This is a genomic window from Bifidobacterium choladohabitans (assembly GCF_016102005.1).
GTDB lineage: Bacteria > Actinomycetota > Actinomycetes > Actinomycetales > Bifidobacteriaceae > Bombiscardovia > Bombiscardovia choladohabitans.
This window is the reverse complement of sequence record NZ_JACFPL010000001.1, coordinates 211,036-231,253: the sequence shown is the minus strand read 5'-3', so window position 1 is coordinate 231,253 and position 20,218 is coordinate 211,036. Positions and strand designations below refer to the sequence as shown.

Here is a 20,218-nt window from a genome sequence, read left to right as displayed (position 1 = left end):
TGTCGTCTTCAATCCTGCAGCTGGAGTCCCTTGCCGTCCATGTGGTAAGGCGAACCTGGATGTGAGCCAAGAATCTGTGCTCCTTCAACGATGGCCCAGACCGAGGAGATGAGAGGGCCGACGAAGAGCACGAAGATGGTGATCAGCAACTGTGCGACCCCACGCCCGGTCTTACCCAGATAAAAGTTGTGTATGCCGAAGCCGCCCAGGAAGAAAGCCAGAATGGCCGCCGTGACCTTCGACTTGTTCGACATGCCGGGTCCGCTGACATATTGTGTCTGAAGCTGCCAAGGCTGAATTTGGACCGGTCCGCTGGTGCCGCTGGATTGAGGAGTATATGCGGTTTGGCCATAGGGATCCTGTGGACCTCCCTGGGCGTTTGAAGCCTGCCAGGACTGATCCGCATCAGGGTAGCCATCGGCAGCTGTCGAGGGATTCCCTTGTTGGGAAGCGGACTCGTAGTTGTTGTTGGCAGGCTCCTGGCTGTATCCCTTGTGGCCAGAGTCATTATTGTTTTCCTGAGCCGGGTCTTGGTTGTCGCCTGCTTGCTGATCTGTTGGTTTATGCCAATCGTTCATGGTTGCCTTTCCTGTGGATGCCATCGTGGGAATGTATCATTATATCTCCGAGAGGGCTTGATTAAGGGGAGGGCCTGGCACTGAAAACCGTTCAGGCTTGTCCATATTGCCTCTGTCACCGCAATTGTCGTGGGTTGTCCATGGGTGACACATGATGCTATGGCGATATGAAGAAAGACACGAAGAATCCTTGCTCCTTGGGCAGAAGCAGGGAGTGCGATTGGTGACCCCGGAGAGATTCGAACTCTCGACCTACAGATTAGAAGTCAGTTGCTCTATCCAGCTGAGCTACGGGGCCAAACCCTTTCATTGTACCCGCCTGGGTCCACCGGCGGGTCAGATCCATGAAGCCCGGTCGGCAAGGGCATCCGATATGGCTCGAGTCATTGCAGGAACGGTCATGTCATACCGTTCCAGCAGGGTGGCCTTGGGAACCCGGTCGTTGAACTCCTTGGCCGCTCCGAAGGCCAGGGTGCGAATCTGACTAGGTCCGTAGTAGGCAGCCACCGCTTGGCCCCAGCCGCCGTCCAGCTGGCCGTCCTCGATGGTGACCACCAGGGAGTGGGTGCTGGCCAGGGCCTCCAGGGTCTGCTCATCCAAGCGGTCATAGCGATGGGGATCCACCAGTGTGGGCTTTAGCTCCATGGATGCCTCCAGGGAATCAGCCAGGTCACGACCCAGGGGCAGGGCATCGCCGAGAGCCAGCAGGGCTACTGTCCTGCCTTGTTGCAGGATGCGGTAACGATCCCAAGGCTCGCCTCCGGTCGTGGGATCGGAGGTTGCTATTGGCTTGCCTGCGCGTTCCGTCGCCAGCGTGCGCTCGCCGGGCACCCTGATGACTATCGGACGCCGGGCCGGACCCGTGGCCCAGGCCAGCATGTCCAGGAACTCGGCTCCGCTGGTCGGAGCCAGGCAGACCAGCCCGGGGATGCCTCGCATCATGACCATGTCTGCCGTGCCTGAATGCGTGGCATCGGTTTTGGCGACGCCGGTTGAGAAAACCAGTAGGGTCACCGCGCTGCCGTTCAAGGCCATTTCCTGCTCGATCTGGTCGTAGGCCCTCTGAAAGAAGGTGGCTGAGGTGGCGACTACAGGCGTGCCTCCAGCCTTGGCGATGCCCGCAGCGTAGGCTATCGCATGGGATTCGGCGATGCCCACGTCCCGGTAGTGGTTTCCGGCCCGCCGGCGGAAGTCGGGATCGATGCCGTTGGACAGCGGCGTGGCGGGGGAGATGACTACCAGGCCCGGCTCTTGCGGGAATCTGGCCTCCAAGGCCTGCATGGCCATTCTTCCGTAGGTCTTTCGCGAGTTGGGCAGACGGTCCACGGAGTCCAAGCCGTCCTGCCAGTGGTTGGCCTCCACCGGACCTTCGGCGGGCAAATCCGGCAGGGAAGTCATATGGGCTGTTTGCCCATCGCCCTGGGCCATGGAAATCGGGCCGATCTGCCCCTGACTGCCCTGCCCAAGCCCCAGGCCCTTGCGGGTGTGGATATGGACCACCACCGGATGATCGGTGTCCTTGACCTGACGGAAGGCCTCTATCAGATCCTCGATCCGGTTGCCCTTTTCCACGTATCGGTAGTCCAGTCCAAGGGCGCGGAAGGGATTGTCTGAACTGCGTCCCCCACTGGCACGCAGGGCGGCCAGGCTCCTGTAGAGCCCCCCGTGGTTCTCGGCGATGGACATTTCGTTGTCATTGACCACGATAATCAGGTTGCCACCCTGTTCTGCAGCCCAGTCCAGCCCCTCGAAAGCCGACCCGCTGCTCAGTGAACCATCCCCGATGAAGGCGATGATGTTGTCCTTGCCGCCGGTCGCATTCCGCTGGGCCGCCATTCCGCAGGCCAGGCCGATGGAGGTGCCGGTGTGCCCCAGCATGAAGTCGTCGTAGGGGCTCTCCTTGGGCGAGGTGAATCCGGACAGATCCTCCTGAGACCCAGGGTCCGTGTAGGCCCGGCGCCGACCGGTCAGAATCTTGTGGGTGTAGGCCTGATGGGAGACGTCGAAGATCAGATGATCATGGGGCATGTCGAAGACGTAGTGCAGGGCGATGATGGGCTCGATTGTGGCCAGGTTGGAGCCCAGGTGGCCGCCGTGACGTCGACAGAAGCGGATCAGCAGCTGACGGATCTCGTCGGCCAGTTGATTCAGCTCTTCCAGGGAGAGAACCTTCAGATCCTGTGGGGAGTCGATGCTGTCCAGAAGCTTGCCCATAACCCTCCTGTCGGTTTCTGTAATGCAATCCAATGATTCTAGGTCTGGCACGGGGGTTCGGAGCCGCTGAAAGCCCGATGTTCACCAGGCCCGGCCCTTACATCCATAGGACCGTCACGATTGGCTGGCTTCTCCCCGGTCTTGCGTAGTATCGAATGTGCATGAACATTGGAGGGCCAATGGCTGACAATACACATGAAGGGGCACGCGTCGCAGTGATCATGGGATCATCGAGCGACTGGGAGACGATGAAGGAAGCCTGTCGGATGCTGGACCGGTTCGCTATCGTCTACACCAAGGAGGTCATCTCCGCCCATCGCACACCTGGGCGCATGGCGGAGTTCGCGCATCAGGCCCGGAGCCAGGGCATAAAGGTCATCATTGCCGGGGCCGGTGGGGCAGCCCATCTGCCGGGCATGGTGGCGGCCCAGACCACGCTGCCGGTCATTGGGGTGCCCGTGAAGTCCCACGCCTTGAGCGGGGTTGATTCACTCCTGTCCATTGTGCAGATGCCTGCCGGTATTCCTGTGGCGACCACGGCCATAGGAGCATCCGGGGCTGCCAACGCCGGTCTGCTGGCGGCTTCGATTCTCTCCATCAATGATCCGAGGCTGGCTCAGGCCCTGGATGACTACCGTGCCGAGCTGGCCCGATCCGTGGAGGCTTCCAATGCCAAGCTTGTCTGAGGAGACCAAGGGAAGAATCGACCACCTGGAGCCGGGGTCCGTCATCGGTATCGTGGGTGGCGGCCAGCTGGGACGGATGATGGCCCTGAGCGCCCGCTACCACGGATTCCGTATCGGTGTGCTGGACCCCACACCCGATGCTCCCGCAGCCCAGGTGGCCGACTTCCAGGAGACGGCCGACTATGATGATCTCGACGCTATCAAAAGGCTTGCCGACCGCAGCGATGTGCTCACCTACGAATTCGAAAATGTGGATGCCGATGCGCTGGATCAGGTGAGGGACCGTGTGGCCATCCCCCAGGGAACCGACCTGCTCAGGGTCACGCAGGACCGTGTCCACGAGAAGACCTTCATCAACCGCCATGGCATCGATACCGCCCCTTGGAAGCAGGTTGACAGTCTTGAACAGCTTGACTCGGCCCTGAAAGAGCTGGGAATGCCCGCTGTGCTCAAGACGCGAACCGGCGGCTATGACGGCCACGGTCAGGCGGTCCTGCGCACGAAGGAGGATCTTCAGGCCCTGCAGGCGCGGATGAAGGGCCGGGACCTCCCGCCCTCCGTGCTGGAAGGGTTCGTGGACTTCGCCTTCGAGGCCTCCATATTGGTCTCAGGCAACGGGAAGGACTATGTCACCTTCCCCATGGTGCGCAACGAGCACCGTCACAACATCCTGCACATGACTCTGGCGCCAGCCCAGGTCGAGCCTGGGATGGCCGACCGGGCGCGTGACATGGCCCTGACCCTGGCTGACGGCTTCAAGCTGGCCGGGACTTTGGCCCTCGAGCTCTTTGTCATGCCCGATGGCGGTCTTGTGGTCAACGAATTGGCCCCGCGTCCCCATAACTCCGGTCACTACACCATCGAGGCCTGTTCCATGGACCAGTTCGATGCCCATGTCCGGGGCATCGCCGGGTGGCCCCTGCCCAATCCCCGCCTGCTCAGCCCCGCGGTCATGGTCAATGTTCTGGGCCAGCATGTGGCACCGGTCAGAAGGTTGCTTGGTGAGCATCCCGAATGGTTCCTGCATGATTACGGCAAGGCTGAAGTGCGCACCGACCGCAAGATGGGGCATCTGACCGTGCTGACCGACGATCTCGAGCAGACAGCCAAGGATCTGGAGGCCACAGGCTGCTGGTCCGACCTGGACTGAACCGAATCCTCACATCTGTTACGGCAATCCGGATGTAGGCTTGGTGGAGCCCAAGGAGTGTGTCTAATCATGAACGCTGGCTCATCCGTCGGTCGCCGGACGCGGCAGAAGAACGCCATCTGGAGGGTTCTTCAGGCCCAGAACGACTTCGTCTCAGCCAAGGAGCTGCACAGGCTCCTTCGCGATTCAGGCCAGCGAATCGGCTTGGCCACGGTCTATCGTCAGCTGGGGTCCCTGCATATGTCCGGCAGCCTGGACTGCATTGAGCATGGAGGCATTCGCCTGTACAGGGTCTGCCTGGCCCAGCGGAGGCACCACCATCATCTGGTCTGTGAACGCTGCGGCAGGACTGTGGAGATCAGCCCGCCGGACGATGGCTGGCTGAAGGACGTGGCGGCTGAACATGGTTTTACGGTCTCCTCGCACACCTTGGAGGTCTACGGCCTGTGCAGCAGTTGTCGGGGCCGCTCCGGTCAGACAGACGTCAGCGATCCTCCCGGCCCTTGGGCATGATGGTCTTGATGGCATCCCAGGCCTGCGAAGCCTTGAGATTGGGCAGGTAGGCCTGGACCACGGCCAGTCCGATCTGGGCCAGCTGGGCCGGGTCGGGGTAGCAGATATAGACCGGGTGCTCACTGGGCTGGAACTTCTTCTTGAAGAAGAAGAGGGAACGGAAGCCGTAGGCCGGTTCCATCAGGTCGGCCACCAGATGCAGGGCATGCTGCAGGAAGGCGGTCCGATCTTCACTGCTGTCCATGCCGGCCAAGGGAGCGGCCGACAGGCTCATGAATTCCGCCGTGCCCTGGTCGCGCAGCCGTTCGGCCATCCGCGCAATCAGGAACTCCATGATTCCATTGGGGCTGTCGGTCCTGTGCCGCATGAAGTCCAGGGTCCAGCCGATCACCTGGCCCTGGCGGTAGGTGGGCATCCAGCTGGTCACGGCCAGCACCTTGCCCTGGTCGTCCACGGCGTAGAGGATGGCCATGCGCGGGTCCCTCAGCTCATCCAGGCCGCCCAGGGTGAACTTCATCTCAGGCAGCGCCTTGAGTTCGGCCCACTGCTCGGAGATGTCCACGATCTGCGACTGGACGTCCCAAGACGCGTCGTTGAAGGTGGTCAGCAAGTCGGTGATGTTGTCACGCTTGGCCTTGTTGATGGCTGTGCGAATGTCCTGCCACTTTTTGCCCTTGGTCTGCCAGAGGCTGGGGGTGACAACCATCTCCGTGCCGACCGTCAGGGTGGACCAGCCGCGTGCGGCAAGCAGATCACGTTGGGGCTTGTGGATGCTGTAGAAGACCGGTGACCAGGAGTGTGCGGTGCAGAAACGCGTGAATTCGTCCAGGTCGTCCGCATATTCATCAGGGTCGCCGAATGGGCCAGTGGTGGTCAGGGCTATGCCGTGCAAAAGCCGGTAGGCTATGCCGGAGTGGCCGCTGGGGGAGAACCAGTAGCTGTTGCCCTCCCAGGTGGTCATGAAGGACATGCTTTCACCGCCGTATTCGACCAGCTTGTCGGCCTCCTGGCGTTCGCTGCCGTTCTGGATGACCGAGCTGCGCATCCAGGAGAGTAGGACCACCAGGACCACCAGCCAGAAGATCAGTCCTATACCGTGGCTGACTAGTCTGCCTGTGGGAGTGCGCGGCACCAGTGTTGGAAGGAAACGTGAAGCCACTCCATTGGGCAGATAGAGCCCGGGCAGCTGGGAGAGTGCCCTGCTAGTGGTGGGCCGTGGATTGAAGGAGCCCGGACTGATGGCGGTGAAGGCCATGTAGCCCATGGCGGTGGCCAGGAAGGCCAGGACGATGGCCGCCCAGCCCAGTTGCAGACGTGAGGTCTTGGTCCGGACCAGGAAGATGCCCAGGTTGCGCACCAGGAACCAGCTGAGAATCAGCGGCGGCAGGGTGATGATCAGCAGGGAGGGCAGGGCGCCGTGACGGATGGCCTGGGGCAGGCCTTCGCCGATGGTCAGTGGGAATACCAGGAAATAGAGCAGGGCCATGACGACGGTCAAAGCGTTGAGGACCACACCGGTGACAGCGGCGACCCGTCGGCCATGGTAGATGCCCCAAGCCGCAACCAGCATAACGAGGGTGGGCATGATCAGGGCGGAGATGCCAGTGGGGGCATGGCCGGCGACCAGGCCGTAGTGGGCGTAGCAGCTGACCTGGTTGTTTTCCGCAAGGCAGCGAGACAGTGCAGCGCTTCCGCCTGTATTGGAGCCCATGAATGTACCCAAGGGAGTCAGGAAGCCGGCGCGAATGCGGGAGGAAACGGTGACCAGGGGGCCGAGAGCCAGAACCGTGGCGACCGCTCCCAGCAGGTGGCGGGTCTCGTAGGATCCGCTATGGCCATGCGGGTTGGCATCCTGGACTGGCCCGTGCCAGAGGTGCCCGGTCAGGTGCCCGATCAGCGCGGCCGCCAGGGCGCAATAGGAGCCCGGATTGCCGGTGTAGAGCACCATAAGGATCAAGGCTGTGTAACCGATGGTGGCAATCCTGCGTCGCCAGAGGAAGTCGCTGAAGGGAATGGATGCCATCAGGGAACCGACCACCAGGATGATGGGGCTGAGCGACATGGGCACTCTGATGAACCAGGCCCAATGATTCTGGAGGGCGTTGATCAGCCAGCAGATGATCAGACCGACCGCCGCGCCGCCTATAGCGCTGATGACCGCTGCCAGCACGGTGCGCCTGCGCCCCAGCCTGGTTTCGGCGATGCATAGCATTACCAGCACCAGGGCAACGTCGATAGCCAGCGGCAGGGGACCGGGGGTGATGACCAAGGACACCAGTAGGCGTGCAAACTGGACCAAGAGCGGGGGGCGACCCTGTCCATGGAAGGGCCGGGAGGCCCGACGAATGATCAAATCGGACAGGGGCATGCCCAGCCGGTTTCTGCCGGGGATGCGCAGCAGCCAGATCAGCAGCCAGCTGATCAGGTTGAGCAGGATCAGTCCGAGGCTGAAGGCCAGTGCAAGGGCGTGGCGTCTGACCCATCGTGCCAGGTCTGTCAGCAAGACGCTCTTGGCTGAAGGCTCCATCAGTCTGGATCCCTTATTCGTTGTCTGCATGATTGCGGCGGCTCTTTCTGCTGATGATCTCTATTGATCTGCTGTATCGGCGCTTCAGCTGATGTTCATCTCAACAATATCCGGAAAGTCCTGGATTGGTTGGGATATTGGCCCAAGACCCATGGCTTCGCCCAGCCATTCCAGTCCGGGCTTCCAGGCGGTCTTGACCGTGTGCCAGTCATGGCCCGACCCTTGGGCTATGACGGCCTCCACACTCATGCCTGCCTGGTCGGCGGCCTTGGCGATGACCATCATATTATGTTGGGACTCCTTGTCGTTGGAACCAGCGGCAGTGAATAGCCGCTGGCTCGATGGCGCCCGATCCATGATGGCTTTGGCGGGAACCTGGGCCAGGAAGCGTTTCCGGTCGCCGCCGAAGTAGTCCTGGATCATCTGGTCCTGCCGACCCTGGGTCGGCTCCAGCTCCCCGTCGGCCGGTAGCATGTTCCCGTAGACGTCGGGATGCCGCGCACCCAGCTGAGTGGAGCAGGTCCCTCCCTGGGAGAATCCTCCGATGGCCCAGAGCTGGGGTTTGCTGTCGACCGGCAGGTTGGCCCGGATCCACGTGGGCACGTCACGGCTCAAATAGGTTTCGGCCTTTCCATAGACAGGGGAGTCTACGCACAGGCTGTTGTGGAAGGAGGACCCGTTCTGGTCGGGGGAGACCACCACTGGAGCCAGTCCATCGTGTTCGGCCGCATAGGCATCCATCATGGCGGGGATGGACCCGGCGGTGAAGAGCCGGTCGGGGCTGCCGGGTTGACCGGCCAGAAGGACGAAGACGGGCAGGGCAGGAGGCTTCTTGCTCAACGCAGCGGGCGGTAGGTAAATATCGGCTGGACGTGCCAGGAAACGTGAGCTGTCATTGGGGATGTGCACGCTGTAGGAGCGGCCGGTGCGGGGATAGGTCGGCAGGTTGCCCCGGGAGGCACGGGCACGCCACTGGGCCACACTCATAGCCGGTCTGGCTGCCTGATGGCTCCCGTAGTCGGGATAGAGAGTGACATCGAACAGGGATCCCAGAGTGGTGAACTCTCCGTAGATGATATCCACCCGCAGGCCGGTGGACAGCAGACAGAGCAGGACGCTCAGGGCTGCCAGGAGCCGCCGCCATCCATGTGCAGTGATGAGGATGCATACGGTGAACCCCACGGCCAGGAAGCCCAAGGCCACGGTGATGATGACCATCCAGCCCAGGGAAACCCCGAAGAGCATGAAGACGTCGGAGACCAGCCAGGTGGCCAGAAGTCCCAGGGCTCCTATGCCTACGGCGATGGCGATCTGTTTCAGCAGCGTCCGCCAGCGTCCATGGGTCAGTCCGGTCAACACCAGCAGGGCCAGGGCCAGGGCCGTCAGGGTGAACAGCGTCGCGGGCAGCCATCCCTGGGTCAGATGGACCTTAGCCAGCCATGTACCCATGCAATTCCTTCCAGCCAAAACGTATCCGCAGTTCAGTATAGGGAGTGTCCAGGCGGATGACTGCCATTTGTATAGGCAACCTTTCTGATCATGGGTTGTTCTATGGTAGATTTATTGATAATCAATCTCAGTAACGCTCGTAGGGCTTGTCAAATGACCCAAGGCCGTCGCCAGGAAGGAACCCTCATCCATGTATCCCAGCAGTCCACGCATTCGCCGGACCCGCACCTTGGTCGCCGCCCTCCTGGCCGGACTGACCCTGCTGACCAGTCTGACAGGCTGCGGGAGGAGCGAATCGACCCCATCCGCCTCCGGATCCGGACCTCTGCAGGTGGTGGCCAGCATCAATCAGTGGCAGTCTTTGGCCGAGGACCTGGGCGGCGATCAGGCCAGGGTGGACACCATTCTGAGCAACACTTCGACTGATGCCCATGACTATGAGCCGACAACGGCCGACATCGCCCGAATCAGCCGTGCCGATCTGGTCATAGTCAACGGGGCCGGCATCGACGACTGGGCTGCCAAGGCCGCCGAAACCGGGCAGGCCAAGTTGGTGGACGTATCCAAGGCATCGGGGCGCAGGGCTGGCGACAACCCCCATCTCTGGTTCTCCTCCCAGGGCAGGAGCGCGGCCGCCAAGGCCGTGCATGAGGCTTACCGGCAGCTGCGTCCAGGCCGCGAGGCCGACTTTGACAAGGCCTACCGGGACTGGCAGGCTCGACAGACCCGGCTGGACAATCTGATTGCCGATGCGCGCAAGCAGACCCAGGGACGTCACTATGCGGCCACGGAATCGGCTGCCTACTATCTCTGTCATGATCTGGGGATGAAGGACCTGACCCCAGAGGGGTACCTGCGGGCAGCCGCCAACGAGAGCGAACCCTCGCCCGAGGACCTGGTGGCCTTCCGCCATCTGCTGACATCAGGGCAGTTGGACATGCTGGTGCTCAACACCCAGGAGGTCAATCGAACCTCCAAGGAGCTGGCCATTGAGGCCCACAGGGCCCATGTGCCGGTCTTCGAGGTCAGCGAGCAACGCCCCAACAAGTACAGGAACCTGGAGGATTGGATCAGCGCCCTGGTCCAGCAGGTGCCTGGTGCCAAGGCCTGATGGGTCCGCTGGCTCTTTATGTTCGCTAAGGGGTGTTTTCACGGGGCTTGTCGTCCTTAATGGGAACAATGGCACAGGTATCGGTAAAGGCCCATGGGGCCCAGTCGCCAAAGTCAGGAGTAAGCGGTGAAGGATCGTAAGCGTCAGCCCGGCCGGTGGACATCCTGGATGCAGAACATGACCGGACGTCTTCGGGTGCGTGGGTGGGTCTACCTGCTCGCCTTCATCCTGATTGACTTCCTGTCGGTAGGCATCCTTCAGTGGGGGGTCTCCCTGAACAGTTCCCGCGTAGAGCTGTCCAACTCGCTGATCGGCTTCTGGGGCTTCATCTCGGCCATGTGGACCCAGCGTCGGTTCGTCCTGGTGCTCAACATGCTGGCTATAGGCCTGGTCTACCTGGCCCTGGCCTACCTGACCAATCGCTTCTGGGCGGCATCGGGCCTGATTCTGACCATCTGTGCGGTCATTGCGATCATCGAGCGTTTCAAGGTGCGTGCGCGGTATGAGGCCGTCCTGCCCTCCGATCTGGACTTTCTCCATGCCGATGCGGCCAACCTGGTCTCCTTCCTGCCGGCCCGGTCCCTGATCATGATCGGGCTGGGAGTTGTAGCTTTGATTATTCTCGGATTGCTCTGCTGGGTGGTGACACGGATGGATGCCCGTCGCGGTCGTCCGGTGTCCACCGGCAACAAACCTCTGGGAGCCGGGCTGCGTACGGCAGGGGTCCTGGTCCCGGTCCTGGTGGTGGCGCTCTTCATGTCCACTGTGGGTACCTACGGCAGCCCCGCCTACCGCTTCTCGCAGTTCATGGGCGACATACCCTCCATGTGGGACTCGGTCTATGACGCCCAGCGCAACGGGGTCTTCGTGTCCTTCTCCCGGCAGCTGCGGCCCAAGGTCATGGACCAGCCCTCAGGATACAGCCGTGCCACCATGCAGTCTCTGGCCCACCGCTACCAGCTTTCGGCGGACCGCATCAACCGTGACCGCAAGTCCTATATGAATGAGTCGAGCCTGGTCTACATCCTCTCCGAGTCCTTCTCGGATCCCACGCGGGTGCCGGGCGTCGCACTCAACCAGGACCCCATGCCCCATATCAGATCCATCAAGGACGGCACCACCAGCGGGCTCATGCTCTCCTCCGGCTATGGCGGGGGCACGGCCAATCTGGAGTTCCAGGCCATGACCGGCCTGTCCATGGCCAACTTCGATCCCTCGCTGACCTCTCCCTATCAGCAGGTCATCCCTCACCTGAGCTGGATACCCACGGTCAATCAGGCCTGGGGGTCGCCGTCCAAGTCCCTGGCCTTCCACCCCTATGAGTCCTCCATGTACTCCAGGGCCGAGAACTACAAGAAGTTCGGCTTCTCGCACTTCTACTCACTGACGGGCCCTGACCAGATAGCCCACCAGGACCGTATCGACCGCAGCCAGTATGTGGGGGATCGTTCCGCCTACGATTCCGCCCTGGAGCAGATGGGCGACGACAAGGGCAACCAGTTCGTCGAGGTCATCACCATGCAGAACCACATGCCCTACAACGACTGGTATGACGACAACAACTTCTCGGTCAGCTCCTCTGACCCCAACATGCCCCTGGGCGACGATGAGATGCAATCCATCCGCACCTACGCCAAGGGGGTCAGTCTGACCGATCAGGCCACTGCCGATTTCCTGAACAGCCTGGACTCCCAGAGCAAACCGGTCACCGTGGTCTTCTACGGGGATCATCTGCCCGGCATTTATGGCACGGCCGGTTCGGACCAGCGCAACTCCCTGGCCCTGCATCTGACCGACTACTTCATCTGGTCCAACAAGGCCTCGGATGCATCGGGGACACAGGTCAGCAACAGCGCCTATTCCTCGCCCAACTTCTTCCAGGCCCAGGTGGCCGAACACATGGATACCAAGGTCTCTCCCTTCACGGCCTTCCTGACCGAGCTGCACGACAAGATCAGTGCCATCGAACCCCCGGTGGCCAACCAGATCCAGGACTGGAACAGGATCCCTGCAGGGCAGACCAACTATCTGGATGCCCAGGGTCAGCCCATGAACGCCCGTGACTTCGACCAGGCCACCCGGCAGCTCCTGAACGACTACAAGCTGATCCAGTACGACATCATGGCCGGCAAGCACTACCTGCAGGGGACCGGCTTCAACACCACGCCCACCCGCCATTCGGATGCCGCCCGGCAGAAGGCCAAGGAACAAGCCCGCCAGGAGGAGCAAAGCCAGGATAAGGACAGCGAGGACTCGACCAGCTCGGCCAATTAGGCTTCCAGGCCGCGGTGGCCGATGTCGTGCCGATAGAAGAGGCCGGGCATCGACAAGCCGTCCAGCCGGGAATAGACCCGGTGGGCTGCCTGGGCCAGGTCGTCGCCTTGGGCCACCACCAGGGCGGTCCTGCCCGAGGACGATGTCAGACCGGTTGAAGCCGAGCCGGACACTCCGGCGTAGTAGGCTCTGAGGTCCTGCTCTGGAGCAATCAAGGGCACGGGCACCCCGGTCTTGGGGTTGCCGGGATAGCCCTGTGCTGCCAGGACCACTCCAAGGCGGCTGTGGGAGTCGTCCCAGGTGAATTGCGGCTCTCCGCCCTCCATCAGTGTGCGGATGGCCGTGCCCAAGTCGCTGGTCAGTGCAGGCAGCACCACCTCGGTCTCCGGGTCACCCAATCGTGCATTGAATTCGATGACCTGAGGGCCTTGATCGGTGACCATCAACCCCGTGTACAGGACCCCGGTGAAGGGACTGCCTTCCCGGGCTAGGGCATGGACGGTGGGTGCAACGATGGTATCCAAGGCCTTTTGGGTCAGTTCCGGGCCGAACTGCGGAAGAGGGGAGTAGGCCCCCATGCCGCCGGTGTTGGGACCACGATCCCCGTCATAGGCGGGTTTGTGGTCCTGGGATAGGGGCATGGGCCAGAACTGCTCGCCCCGGACGAAGCACATGAGCGAGCACTCCTGGCCCACCAGCTGATCCTCGATGACCACCTGGGCTCCGGCCTGCCCGAACTTATGATCGATGAAGATGGCATCCAGGGCCTGCATGGCCTGGTCAAGGTCGGTGGCCACCGTCACACCCTTGCCCGCAGCCAGCCCGTCAGCCTTGATGACCACTGGTGCTCCGTGCGAGCGCACATAGGACTTGGCACCGTCCAAGTCATGAAAGACCGAATAATCAGCGGTCGGGATTCCATGCCTGCGCATCAGGTCCTTGGCAAAGCCCTTGGATCCCTCTATGCGGGCCGCAGCCTTGCTGGGTCCAAAGGCGGGGATGCCGGCAGCCTGCAGTTCGTCGACCAATCCAGCCGTCAAAGGAGCCTCGGGCCCGACGAAGACCCAGTCGATTCCCAACTCGCGTATGGCAGCGATCAGTTTTTCGGGTTGTGTGGGATCCTCTCGAAGCAGGCTGATACCGTCCGGTTCCATGCCCGGGTTGCCCGGGGCGCACCAGACCCGATCCACTCCTGGCCCGGACAGCAGGGTGGTGGCGATAACGTGCTCCCTGGCTCCCGATCCGATGACCAGTACCTTGTCCGCCATGATGGGCTCCTCTCGCTATTGCTGACGACCGTCTTCGTTAAGAATGACCTGCTGGCCGTTTTGAGCACCTGTCACCCGACCGATCAGGGCGTAGGGCTCCTGCTCCTCATCCAGGACTGCGCGGGTCTGGTCCAGCCGGTCAGGGGAGACGACCAGGACCATCCCAATGCCCATGTTGAAGATGTTGTACATCTCCAGATGGTCGACCCTGCCCATCTCCTCGATCATCGTGAAGATGGGCGGCACCTTCCAGGCATCCAGATCGAAGCTGGCAGCCAGACCCTCGGGCAGAATCCTGGGCACCTTCTCCACGAAGCCGCCCCCGGTGATGTGCGCCGCACCCCTGAGCAGACCGGAGGCGAAGAGCGGGCGCAGGGCCTTGACGTAGATGCGGGTGGGCGTCAGCAGTTCCTGACCCAGGGTTCGCCCGCCAAGCTGGTAGGGCCGATCCTCCAGCTTCATGCCCCCCTGGTCCAGAAGGACCTGGCGAATCAGGGAGAAGCCGTTGGAGTGGACTCCTGAGGAGGGCAGGCCGATCAGCTGGTCGCCCTCTCTGATGGCCGAACCATCCACCAGGGACTCCCGTTCGACCACACCCACGGTGAATCCGGCCAGGTCGTACTCGTCGGGCTGGTACATGTCGGGCATCTCGGCGGTCTCCCCGCCTACCAGGGCGGCCCCGGCCTGGACGCAGCCGTCGGCCACACCCTTGACCACCTGCTCCAGCAGAGCCGGGTCGTTGTGCCCGCAGGCGATGTAGTCCAGGAAGATCAGCGGCTCGGCCCCCTGGGCGATGATGTCGTTGACGCACATGGCCACGCAGTCCTGGCCGATGGTGTCATGGCGGCCGGCCTCCCGGGCCACCATCAGCTTGGTGCCCACGCCGTCGGTGCCCGAGACCAGGACCGGGTGGCTGTAATTGAGTGCAGACAGGTCGAAGTCGCCGCCGAAGCCGCCGATGTCACCGGCGCCCGGCCTATGGGTTCTGGCCGTGTGGGAGCGGATCCTGTCGATCAGTTCGTAACCGGCCTCCACCGATACCCCAGCTTGCTCATATGCCTTAGGCATGGATGCCCCTTTCTCTGCCCTGTCTGTCCTGCTCTTCGCTGCTGCTCATTGGTTGGCTTCCTGCCTGGACCCTGCAGGCATGTCAAGCCCGTAGGATCCCTTGGAGGCTTCCAGCCGGGCCCGGTCCTCCGGAGTCAGCGAGGCCAGGAAACCCTGCTCGTAGTCGTCAAACCGCGTTGGGTAGTCACCGTTGAAGTAGGCCACGCAGAGCCCCTGGTAGGGCGCATCACGACCCAGGCCGATGGATTCCACCAGACCGTCCAGGCTCAGGTAGGCCAGGGAATCGGCTTCGATGGCTTCCCTGATCTGCTCCACGGACTTCTTGGCGGCAATCAGTTCGGATGTCCGTTGGATGTCGATGCCGTAGTAGCAAGGGTAGCGCAGGGGCGGGGAGGCGATGCGCATGTGCACCTCGCTCGCCCCGGCCTCCCGGAGCAGGCGGACGATTCTGCGCGAGGTGGTGCCTCGGACGATGGAATCGTCGATGACCACCACCCGTTTGCCGGCTACGACGCCACGCACTGCGGCCAGTTTCATCCTGACGCCCTGCTCGCGCATGGCCTGGCTGGGCTGGATGAAGGTGCGTGCCACATACTGGTTCTTGATCAGCCCCATTTCGTTGGGCAGTCCGGCCGCCTCGGCATAGCCTGAGGCTGCCGACAGGGAGGAGTTGGGCACGCCGATAACCATGTCGGCGTCCACCGGGGCCTCGCGGGCCAGCCTGGCGCCCATCCTCTTGCGGGCCGAGTGGACGTTGACCCCGTAAATATTGGAGTCCGGCCTGGCGAAGTAGATGAACTCCATGGAGCAGATGGACAGGCAGGTCTGATCGGTATAGCGTTCGATGCTGTAGCCCGAGTCATCCACACGGACGATTTCGCCGGGACCGATGTCCCGCACCAGCGTGGCGCCGACCAGGTCCAAGGCGCAGGTCTCCGAAGCCAGGACGTATGCGCCACCTGGCAGCCGACCCAGCGAGAGGGGACGGAAGCCGTTGGGGTCCATGGCTCCGATCATGGCGTCCTCGGTCATGAGCAGGTAGGCGAAACCGCCGTGGACCTGGCGTAGGGCCTGTTTGAGCGCCGCCATGAAGTCCTTCTCGGGGCTGCGGCGGATCAGGTGCATGAGCACCTCGGTGTCGGAGTTGGAGTGGAAAATGGCTCCCTGATCCTCCAGCTGCGCCTTGAGGCTGTTGCAGTTGGTCAGGTTACCATTGTGTGCCAGGGCTATGTCCCCGTCATGGAAGCGGAAGACGAAGGGCTGGATGTTCTCGATGGATCCTGAACCGGTCGTGGCGTAGCGCACATGGCCGATGGCCCGGTCCCCGGTCAGCGGTGTCAGGCTGGACTCGTCCGGGAAGACCTGAGTGAGCAGACCCAGACCGCGCCTTCCGATCAGCTGCCCTTGGTCGTTGGAAACGATGCCGGCACCCTCCTGGCCGCGGTGCTGCAGGGCGTGCAGGCCGAAGTAGGTCAGCCGGGCGGCGTCGGGATGTCCCCAGACCCCGAAGATCCCACACTCCTCGTGGATGCCTTCAAGCTCCAACGACATGGTTTATGTCCTTTCCCCTAGGCGGCAAAGTAATCCACTCCAGACTGGAAGAGCGGCTGCGTTCGTTTTCCGGGCACGTTGAGGTACAGGTCGGGACCACTGCGTTCCGTGTGGCCCATCTTGCCCAGCACCCGGCCGTCCGGGCTGGTGATGGCCTCGACGGCCATGTCGGATCCATTGGGGTTGACCAGCGGATCCATGGAGGGACGACCCTGCTCATCTACATACTGGGCAGCCACCTGGCCTCGGTCGATCAGGGTACGCAGGAGGCCAGGCTGCGCCACGAACCGCCCTTCGCCATGGCTGATGGGCATGGTGTGTATGTCACCCACCCGGCAGGCGCTAAGCCAAGGGGAGCGGGTGGAGCTGATCCGGGTATGGACCAGACGGCTCTGGTGGCGACCGATGGTATTGACGGCCAGGGTGGGATCCTCGGGCGAGCCGGTGACGATTTTGCCATAGGGAACCAGACCCAGCTTAATCAACGCCTGGAAGCCGTTGCAGATGCCCAGAACCAGCCCGTCCCGGTCCTGCAAAAGCTCCTGAAGGGCATCGGCAACCTGGCTCGAACGCAGGAAGGAAGCCACCAGTTTGGCCGAACCGTCGGGTTCATCGCCGCCGGAGAAGCCTCCGGGCAGCATCAGTATCTGGCTGTTGCGGATGGCCTGGGCCAGGCGGCGGGAGCTCTCGGTCACGTCCTCGGCATTCAGGTTGCGGATGACCACGGTATCCACTTGGGCTCCAGCGTCCCGGAAGGCCCGTGCGGAGTCGAATTCGCAATTGGTGCCGGGGAAGACGGGCATGACCACCCTGGGTCGGGCGGTCTTGAAAGTTCCCTTGGCCCTGCGCACTGCAGGCCTGCCGGGCTCACGGTCGGTGCGCCCGATGGTCGGCACCGGGTCGCCTTGGCCTCGGTACGGGAAGATGGATTCCAGACCTTCGGCACGGATTTCCTCGAGCTCGGCCAGGTCCAGATCTTCGCCGCCGCAGCGAAGGTGATAATCCTCGCGAGTGTGCCCTAGCAGGCGCAAATGCAGGCCGGAATCCTGAATGAACAGGGACTCCGGACCCGAGGCCTCCAGGATGAAGCTTCCATAGGCGGGGCGGAAGAGCGCCGATACAGCAGTGTCTGACGCCAGATCCAGCCCGATTCTGTTACCCAGGCACATCTCCATCAGGGACTGGGCGATGCATCCGTAGCCCGGAGTGGCTGCAGTATCCACCAGGCCCTGGCTGATCAGCGCCTCCACCTGGTCCATGACGGTCCGTAGGCTCTCCGCATCGGGCAGCAATCCGTCCTCCCGGTATTCGGGGGTCAAGAGGTAGACCTGGCGGTCGGCGGCCTTGAATTCTGGGGAGACTGCATCCTTGGCCTGTCCCAGGGCCACAGCAAAGCTGATCAGGGTGGGCGGCACATCCAGGTCCTCGAAGCTGCCGGACATGGAGTCCTTGCCGCCTATGGCGCCCACGGAAAGATCCAGCTGGGCCTGGAGGGCTCCTAGGACGCCGGCCACAGGCAGGCCCCAGCGCCGGGGGTCATCACCGGGCTTGGGGTAGTACTCCTGCAGGCTCAGGTGGGCCCGGGAACGGCTGAAGCCAGAGGCCACCAGCTTGGCCAGGCTCTCGACCACGGCCAGGTAGGCACCTGTGTAAGGGTCCTGGCTGCTGATCCAGGGGTTGAATCCCCAGGCCATGGCCGAAGCGGTGGTGGTGTGCCCATCCACCGGCAGCTTGGCCACCATGGCCTGGGCCGGAGTCAGCTGTCGGGCTCCGCCGAAGGGCATGAGGACGGTGCCTGCGCCGATGGTGGAGTCGAACTGTTCGGCCAGACCCTGCTGGGAGCAGACGTTGATGTCCGTAAGCAGGGCCCTCATGCGCGCATCCAGACTGCCTTGGACCTCAAAGGGGGCATGGTAGGGAGCGGGAACGGCCACCTGGGCATCGGCCTTATGAGGTGCGCCATTGGAGGCCAGGAATGATCGGGGGATGTCCACGATGGTCTCAGACCGCCAGGTCATCCGCAGTCGGGGTTCTGCCGTCACTTCGGCGATGACGGTGGCCTCAAGGTCCTCCTGCCGGGCGTACTCGATGAAGGTGGGCGCGTCTTCGGCAGCCAGGGCCACGGCCATGCGTTCCTGGCTCTCGGAAATGGCGATTTCGGTCCCGTCCAGCCCCTGGTATTTGAGTGGCACCTGGTCCAGGTCCACGTTCAGCCCGTCCGCCAGCTCCCCCACGGCCACAGCAACGCCGCCGGCTCCGAAGTCGTTGCAGCGCTCAATCAGCCTGGCTGCCTCCGGGCGGCGGAAGAGGCGCTGGAGTTTGCGTTCCTCAGGTGCGTCTCCCTTCTGTACCTCGGCCCCGCAACGTTCCAGACTCTGCTCGTCCTGGGACTTGGAGGCTCCGGTGGCGCCGCCGATTCCATCGCGCCCGGTCCTCCCGCCCACCAGGACGATCAGATCGCCGGGTGCAGGTCGACGGCGGATCACATGGTCGGCCGGGGTGGCGGCCACCACAGCGCCCACTTCCATCCGCTTGGCCGCATAGCCGGGGTGGTAGATCTCCCGAACCTGCCCGGTGGCCAGCCCTATCTGGTTGCCATAGGAGGAGTAGCCATCGGCCGCCTGACGGACGATCCGGCTCTGAGGCAGCTTGCCCGGCAGGGTCTGATCCAGGGGCTGACGGGGATCTGCTGCCCCGCTGACCCTCATGGCCTGGTAGACGTAGCCCCTTCCGGACAGTGGATCGCGGATGGCTCCGCCGATGCAGGTGGCGGCACCGCCGAAGGGTTCGATCTCGGTGGGATGGTTATGCGTTTCATTCTTGAAGAGGAAGAGCCAGTCCTGATCCTGGCCGTCCACGTCCACCTTGGTTCGGATAGTGCAGGCGTTGACCTCCTCGGACTGGTCCATGTCGTTGAGGATGCCGCGCTTCTGCAGGTACTTGGCTCCGATGGTGGCCATGTCCATCAGGCATTCCGGGCGGTCCTGGCGGCCCAACTCCGCGCGAATGGCCCGGTAATGCTCCAGCGCGGCGCGAGCCCGGGGGTCGTCCGCCTTGATCCGCTCCAGCCTGGTGTTGAAGGTGGTGTGCCGGCAGTGGTCGGACCAGTAGGTATCGATCACCTTGAGCTCGGTCAGCGTGGGGTCGCGCTTCTCCTGACGGTAGTGGTCCCGGCAGAAGCGGATATCGGGCAGATCCATGGCCAGGTCCAGCTTGTCGATCAGCGCTTCCAGTCCAGGATCATCCAGATCGCGGAACCCGTTTAATACCGGCACTGGATCCGGATCGTCATCAGGCATGGCCAGGGTCTTGGGCAGCTCCAGCCCCACCACCCGGGAGTCGACCGGGTTGACCAGGTAATTGCGGATTGCCTCGATCTGCTCGGCATTCAGGTCGCCCTGGAGCAGATAGACGGTGGCCGTGGCCACCAAGGGGCGGGCGCCCTGACCGATCAGCTGGACACACTGGGCTGCGGAGTCGGCTCGCTGATCGAACTGACCGGGCAGGGGGGCCACGGCGAAGAGCATGGGAGAGTCCAGCGCTGGCAGATCCTCATCGCCCTTCATGCGCAGGGCCTGCTCCAGTTGCGTGGCCACCAGGTCGGTCTGGGGCTGGGCGAAGACCGTGGGCAGGCAACGTTTGAAGAGGTCTTCGTCGATTCCTTCCAGATCGTAGCGGTTGATCATGCGCAGGCCGGTCAGCCCTTGCACGCCCGGCAGGGTGCGGAGCTGTTCGGCAAGCCTTTCGGCGGCCTGGTCGAAGCCCTGCTTTTTCTCGGTATAGACACGGAAGAGCACAATGGATCCTTTCGCGATGGACTGGTTGGGGA

The 20,218-nt window shown here is 62.8% G+C and carries 13 protein-coding genes and 1 tRNA gene; 5 read left to right on the top strand and 9 right to left on the bottom strand.

All coding sequences use genetic code 11. From position 1 onward, the window contains the following. Positions 1-8: 8 nt before the first annotated feature. The 3 genes from H3S97_RS00940 to H3S97_RS00930 all read right to left on the bottom strand — a co-directional run bounded on the left by H3S97_RS00940 (position 9) and on the right by H3S97_RS00930 (position 2,792). Entirely contained in the window at positions 9-578 is a 570-nt protein-coding gene (locus H3S97_RS00940; RefSeq protein ID WP_198219371.1) for a TM2 domain-containing protein, read from the bottom strand. 221 nt (positions 579-799) lie between these two features. Next, positions 800-876: transfer RNA gene (locus tag H3S97_RS00935), tRNA-Arg, on the bottom strand. Between the two features lie 38 nt (positions 877-914). After that, on the bottom strand, positions 915-2,792 hold the full coding sequence (locus tag H3S97_RS00930; RefSeq protein WP_198219370.1) for a 1-deoxy-D-xylulose-5-phosphate synthase: 1,878 nt from the start codon (positions 2,790-2,792) through the stop codon (positions 915-917). 179 nt (positions 2,793-2,971) lie between these two features. Here H3S97_RS00930 and purE point away from each other — a divergent pair, with 179 nt between their 5' ends. The 3 genes from purE (at position 2,972) to H3S97_RS00915 (ending at position 5,141) form a co-directional block, all read left to right on the top strand. Then, positions 2,972-3,478, top strand: a complete 507-nt coding sequence (gene purE / locus H3S97_RS00925; RefSeq protein ID WP_198187351.1) for a 5-(carboxyamino)imidazole ribonucleotide mutase — start codon at positions 2,972-2,974, stop codon at positions 3,476-3,478. Next, positions 3,462-4,628, top strand: coding sequence for a 5-(carboxyamino)imidazole ribonucleotide synthase (gene purK / locus H3S97_RS00920; protein WP_198187350.1), 1,167 nt, complete (start codon positions 3,462-3,464; stop codon positions 4,626-4,628). The genes purE and purK overlap by 17 nt, the downstream gene beginning before the upstream one ends. A 69-nt stretch (positions 4,629-4,697) precedes the next feature. Continuing rightward, positions 4,698-5,141 (top strand): Fur family transcriptional regulator, encoded by a 444-nt coding sequence (locus H3S97_RS00915; RefSeq protein WP_198177442.1) that lies wholly within the window; start codon positions 4,698-4,700, stop codon positions 5,139-5,141. Here the strand turns inward: H3S97_RS00915 and H3S97_RS00910 are convergent. Together H3S97_RS00910 and H3S97_RS00905 are read right to left on the bottom strand one after the other, a co-directional pair. Next, positions 5,113-7,698: a bifunctional lysylphosphatidylglycerol flippase/synthetase MprF gene (locus tag H3S97_RS00910; RefSeq protein ID WP_198219369.1), complete on the bottom strand. Its 2,586-nt coding sequence runs from the start codon at positions 7,696-7,698 to the stop codon at positions 5,113-5,115. The genes H3S97_RS00915 and H3S97_RS00910 overlap by 29 nt on opposite strands. A gap of 54 nt (positions 7,699-7,752) precedes the next feature. Then, positions 7,753-9,117, bottom strand: a complete 1,365-nt coding sequence (locus H3S97_RS00905) for an alpha/beta hydrolase (protein ID WP_198182708.1) — start codon at positions 9,115-9,117, stop codon at positions 7,753-7,755. Between the two features lie 190 nt (positions 9,118-9,307). Between H3S97_RS00905 and H3S97_RS00900 the strand changes: the two genes are divergently transcribed. Together H3S97_RS00900 and H3S97_RS00895 are read left to right on the top strand one after the other, a co-directional pair. Further along, the gene (locus H3S97_RS00900) at positions 9,308-10,228 is read left to right on the top strand and encodes a metal ABC transporter solute-binding protein, Zn/Mn family (RefSeq protein WP_198182706.1); all 921 of its coding nucleotides are present in this window, start codon (positions 9,308-9,310) and stop codon (positions 10,226-10,228) included. 126 nt (positions 10,229-10,354) lie between these two features. After that, positions 10,355-12,502 (top strand): LTA synthase family protein, encoded by a 2,148-nt coding sequence (locus H3S97_RS00895; RefSeq protein ID WP_198182704.1) that lies wholly within the window; start codon positions 10,355-10,357, stop codon positions 12,500-12,502. On the opposite strand, the gene purD is transcribed toward H3S97_RS00895, so the two are convergent. From purD to H3S97_RS00875, 4 genes are read right to left on the bottom strand one after another with little or no spacing between them, the layout of a single operon-like run. Next, positions 12,499-13,770, bottom strand: a complete 1,272-nt coding sequence (gene purD, locus H3S97_RS00890; protein ID WP_198219368.1) for a phosphoribosylamine--glycine ligase — start codon at positions 13,768-13,770, stop codon at positions 12,499-12,501. The two genes, H3S97_RS00895 and purD, sit on opposite strands and share 4 nt — an antisense overlap. Positions 13,771-13,785: 15 nt before the next feature. Beyond that, positions 13,786-14,838, bottom strand: coding sequence for a phosphoribosylformylglycinamidine cyclo-ligase (purM, locus tag H3S97_RS00885; RefSeq protein WP_198219367.1), 1,053 nt, complete (start codon positions 14,836-14,838; stop codon positions 13,786-13,788). A gap of 45 nt (positions 14,839-14,883) precedes the next feature. Continuing rightward, the gene (gene purF, locus H3S97_RS00880; protein WP_198219366.1) at positions 14,884-16,389 is read right to left on the bottom strand and encodes an amidophosphoribosyltransferase; all 1,506 of its coding nucleotides are present in this window, start codon (positions 16,387-16,389) and stop codon (positions 14,884-14,886) included. Between the two features lie 17 nt (positions 16,390-16,406). Then, a complete protein-coding gene (locus H3S97_RS00875; RefSeq protein WP_198219365.1) occupies positions 16,407-20,186 on the bottom strand; it encodes a phosphoribosylformylglycinamidine synthase in 3,780 nt (1,259 codons plus the stop codon). Between the last annotated feature and the right edge of the window lie 32 nt (positions 20,187-20,218).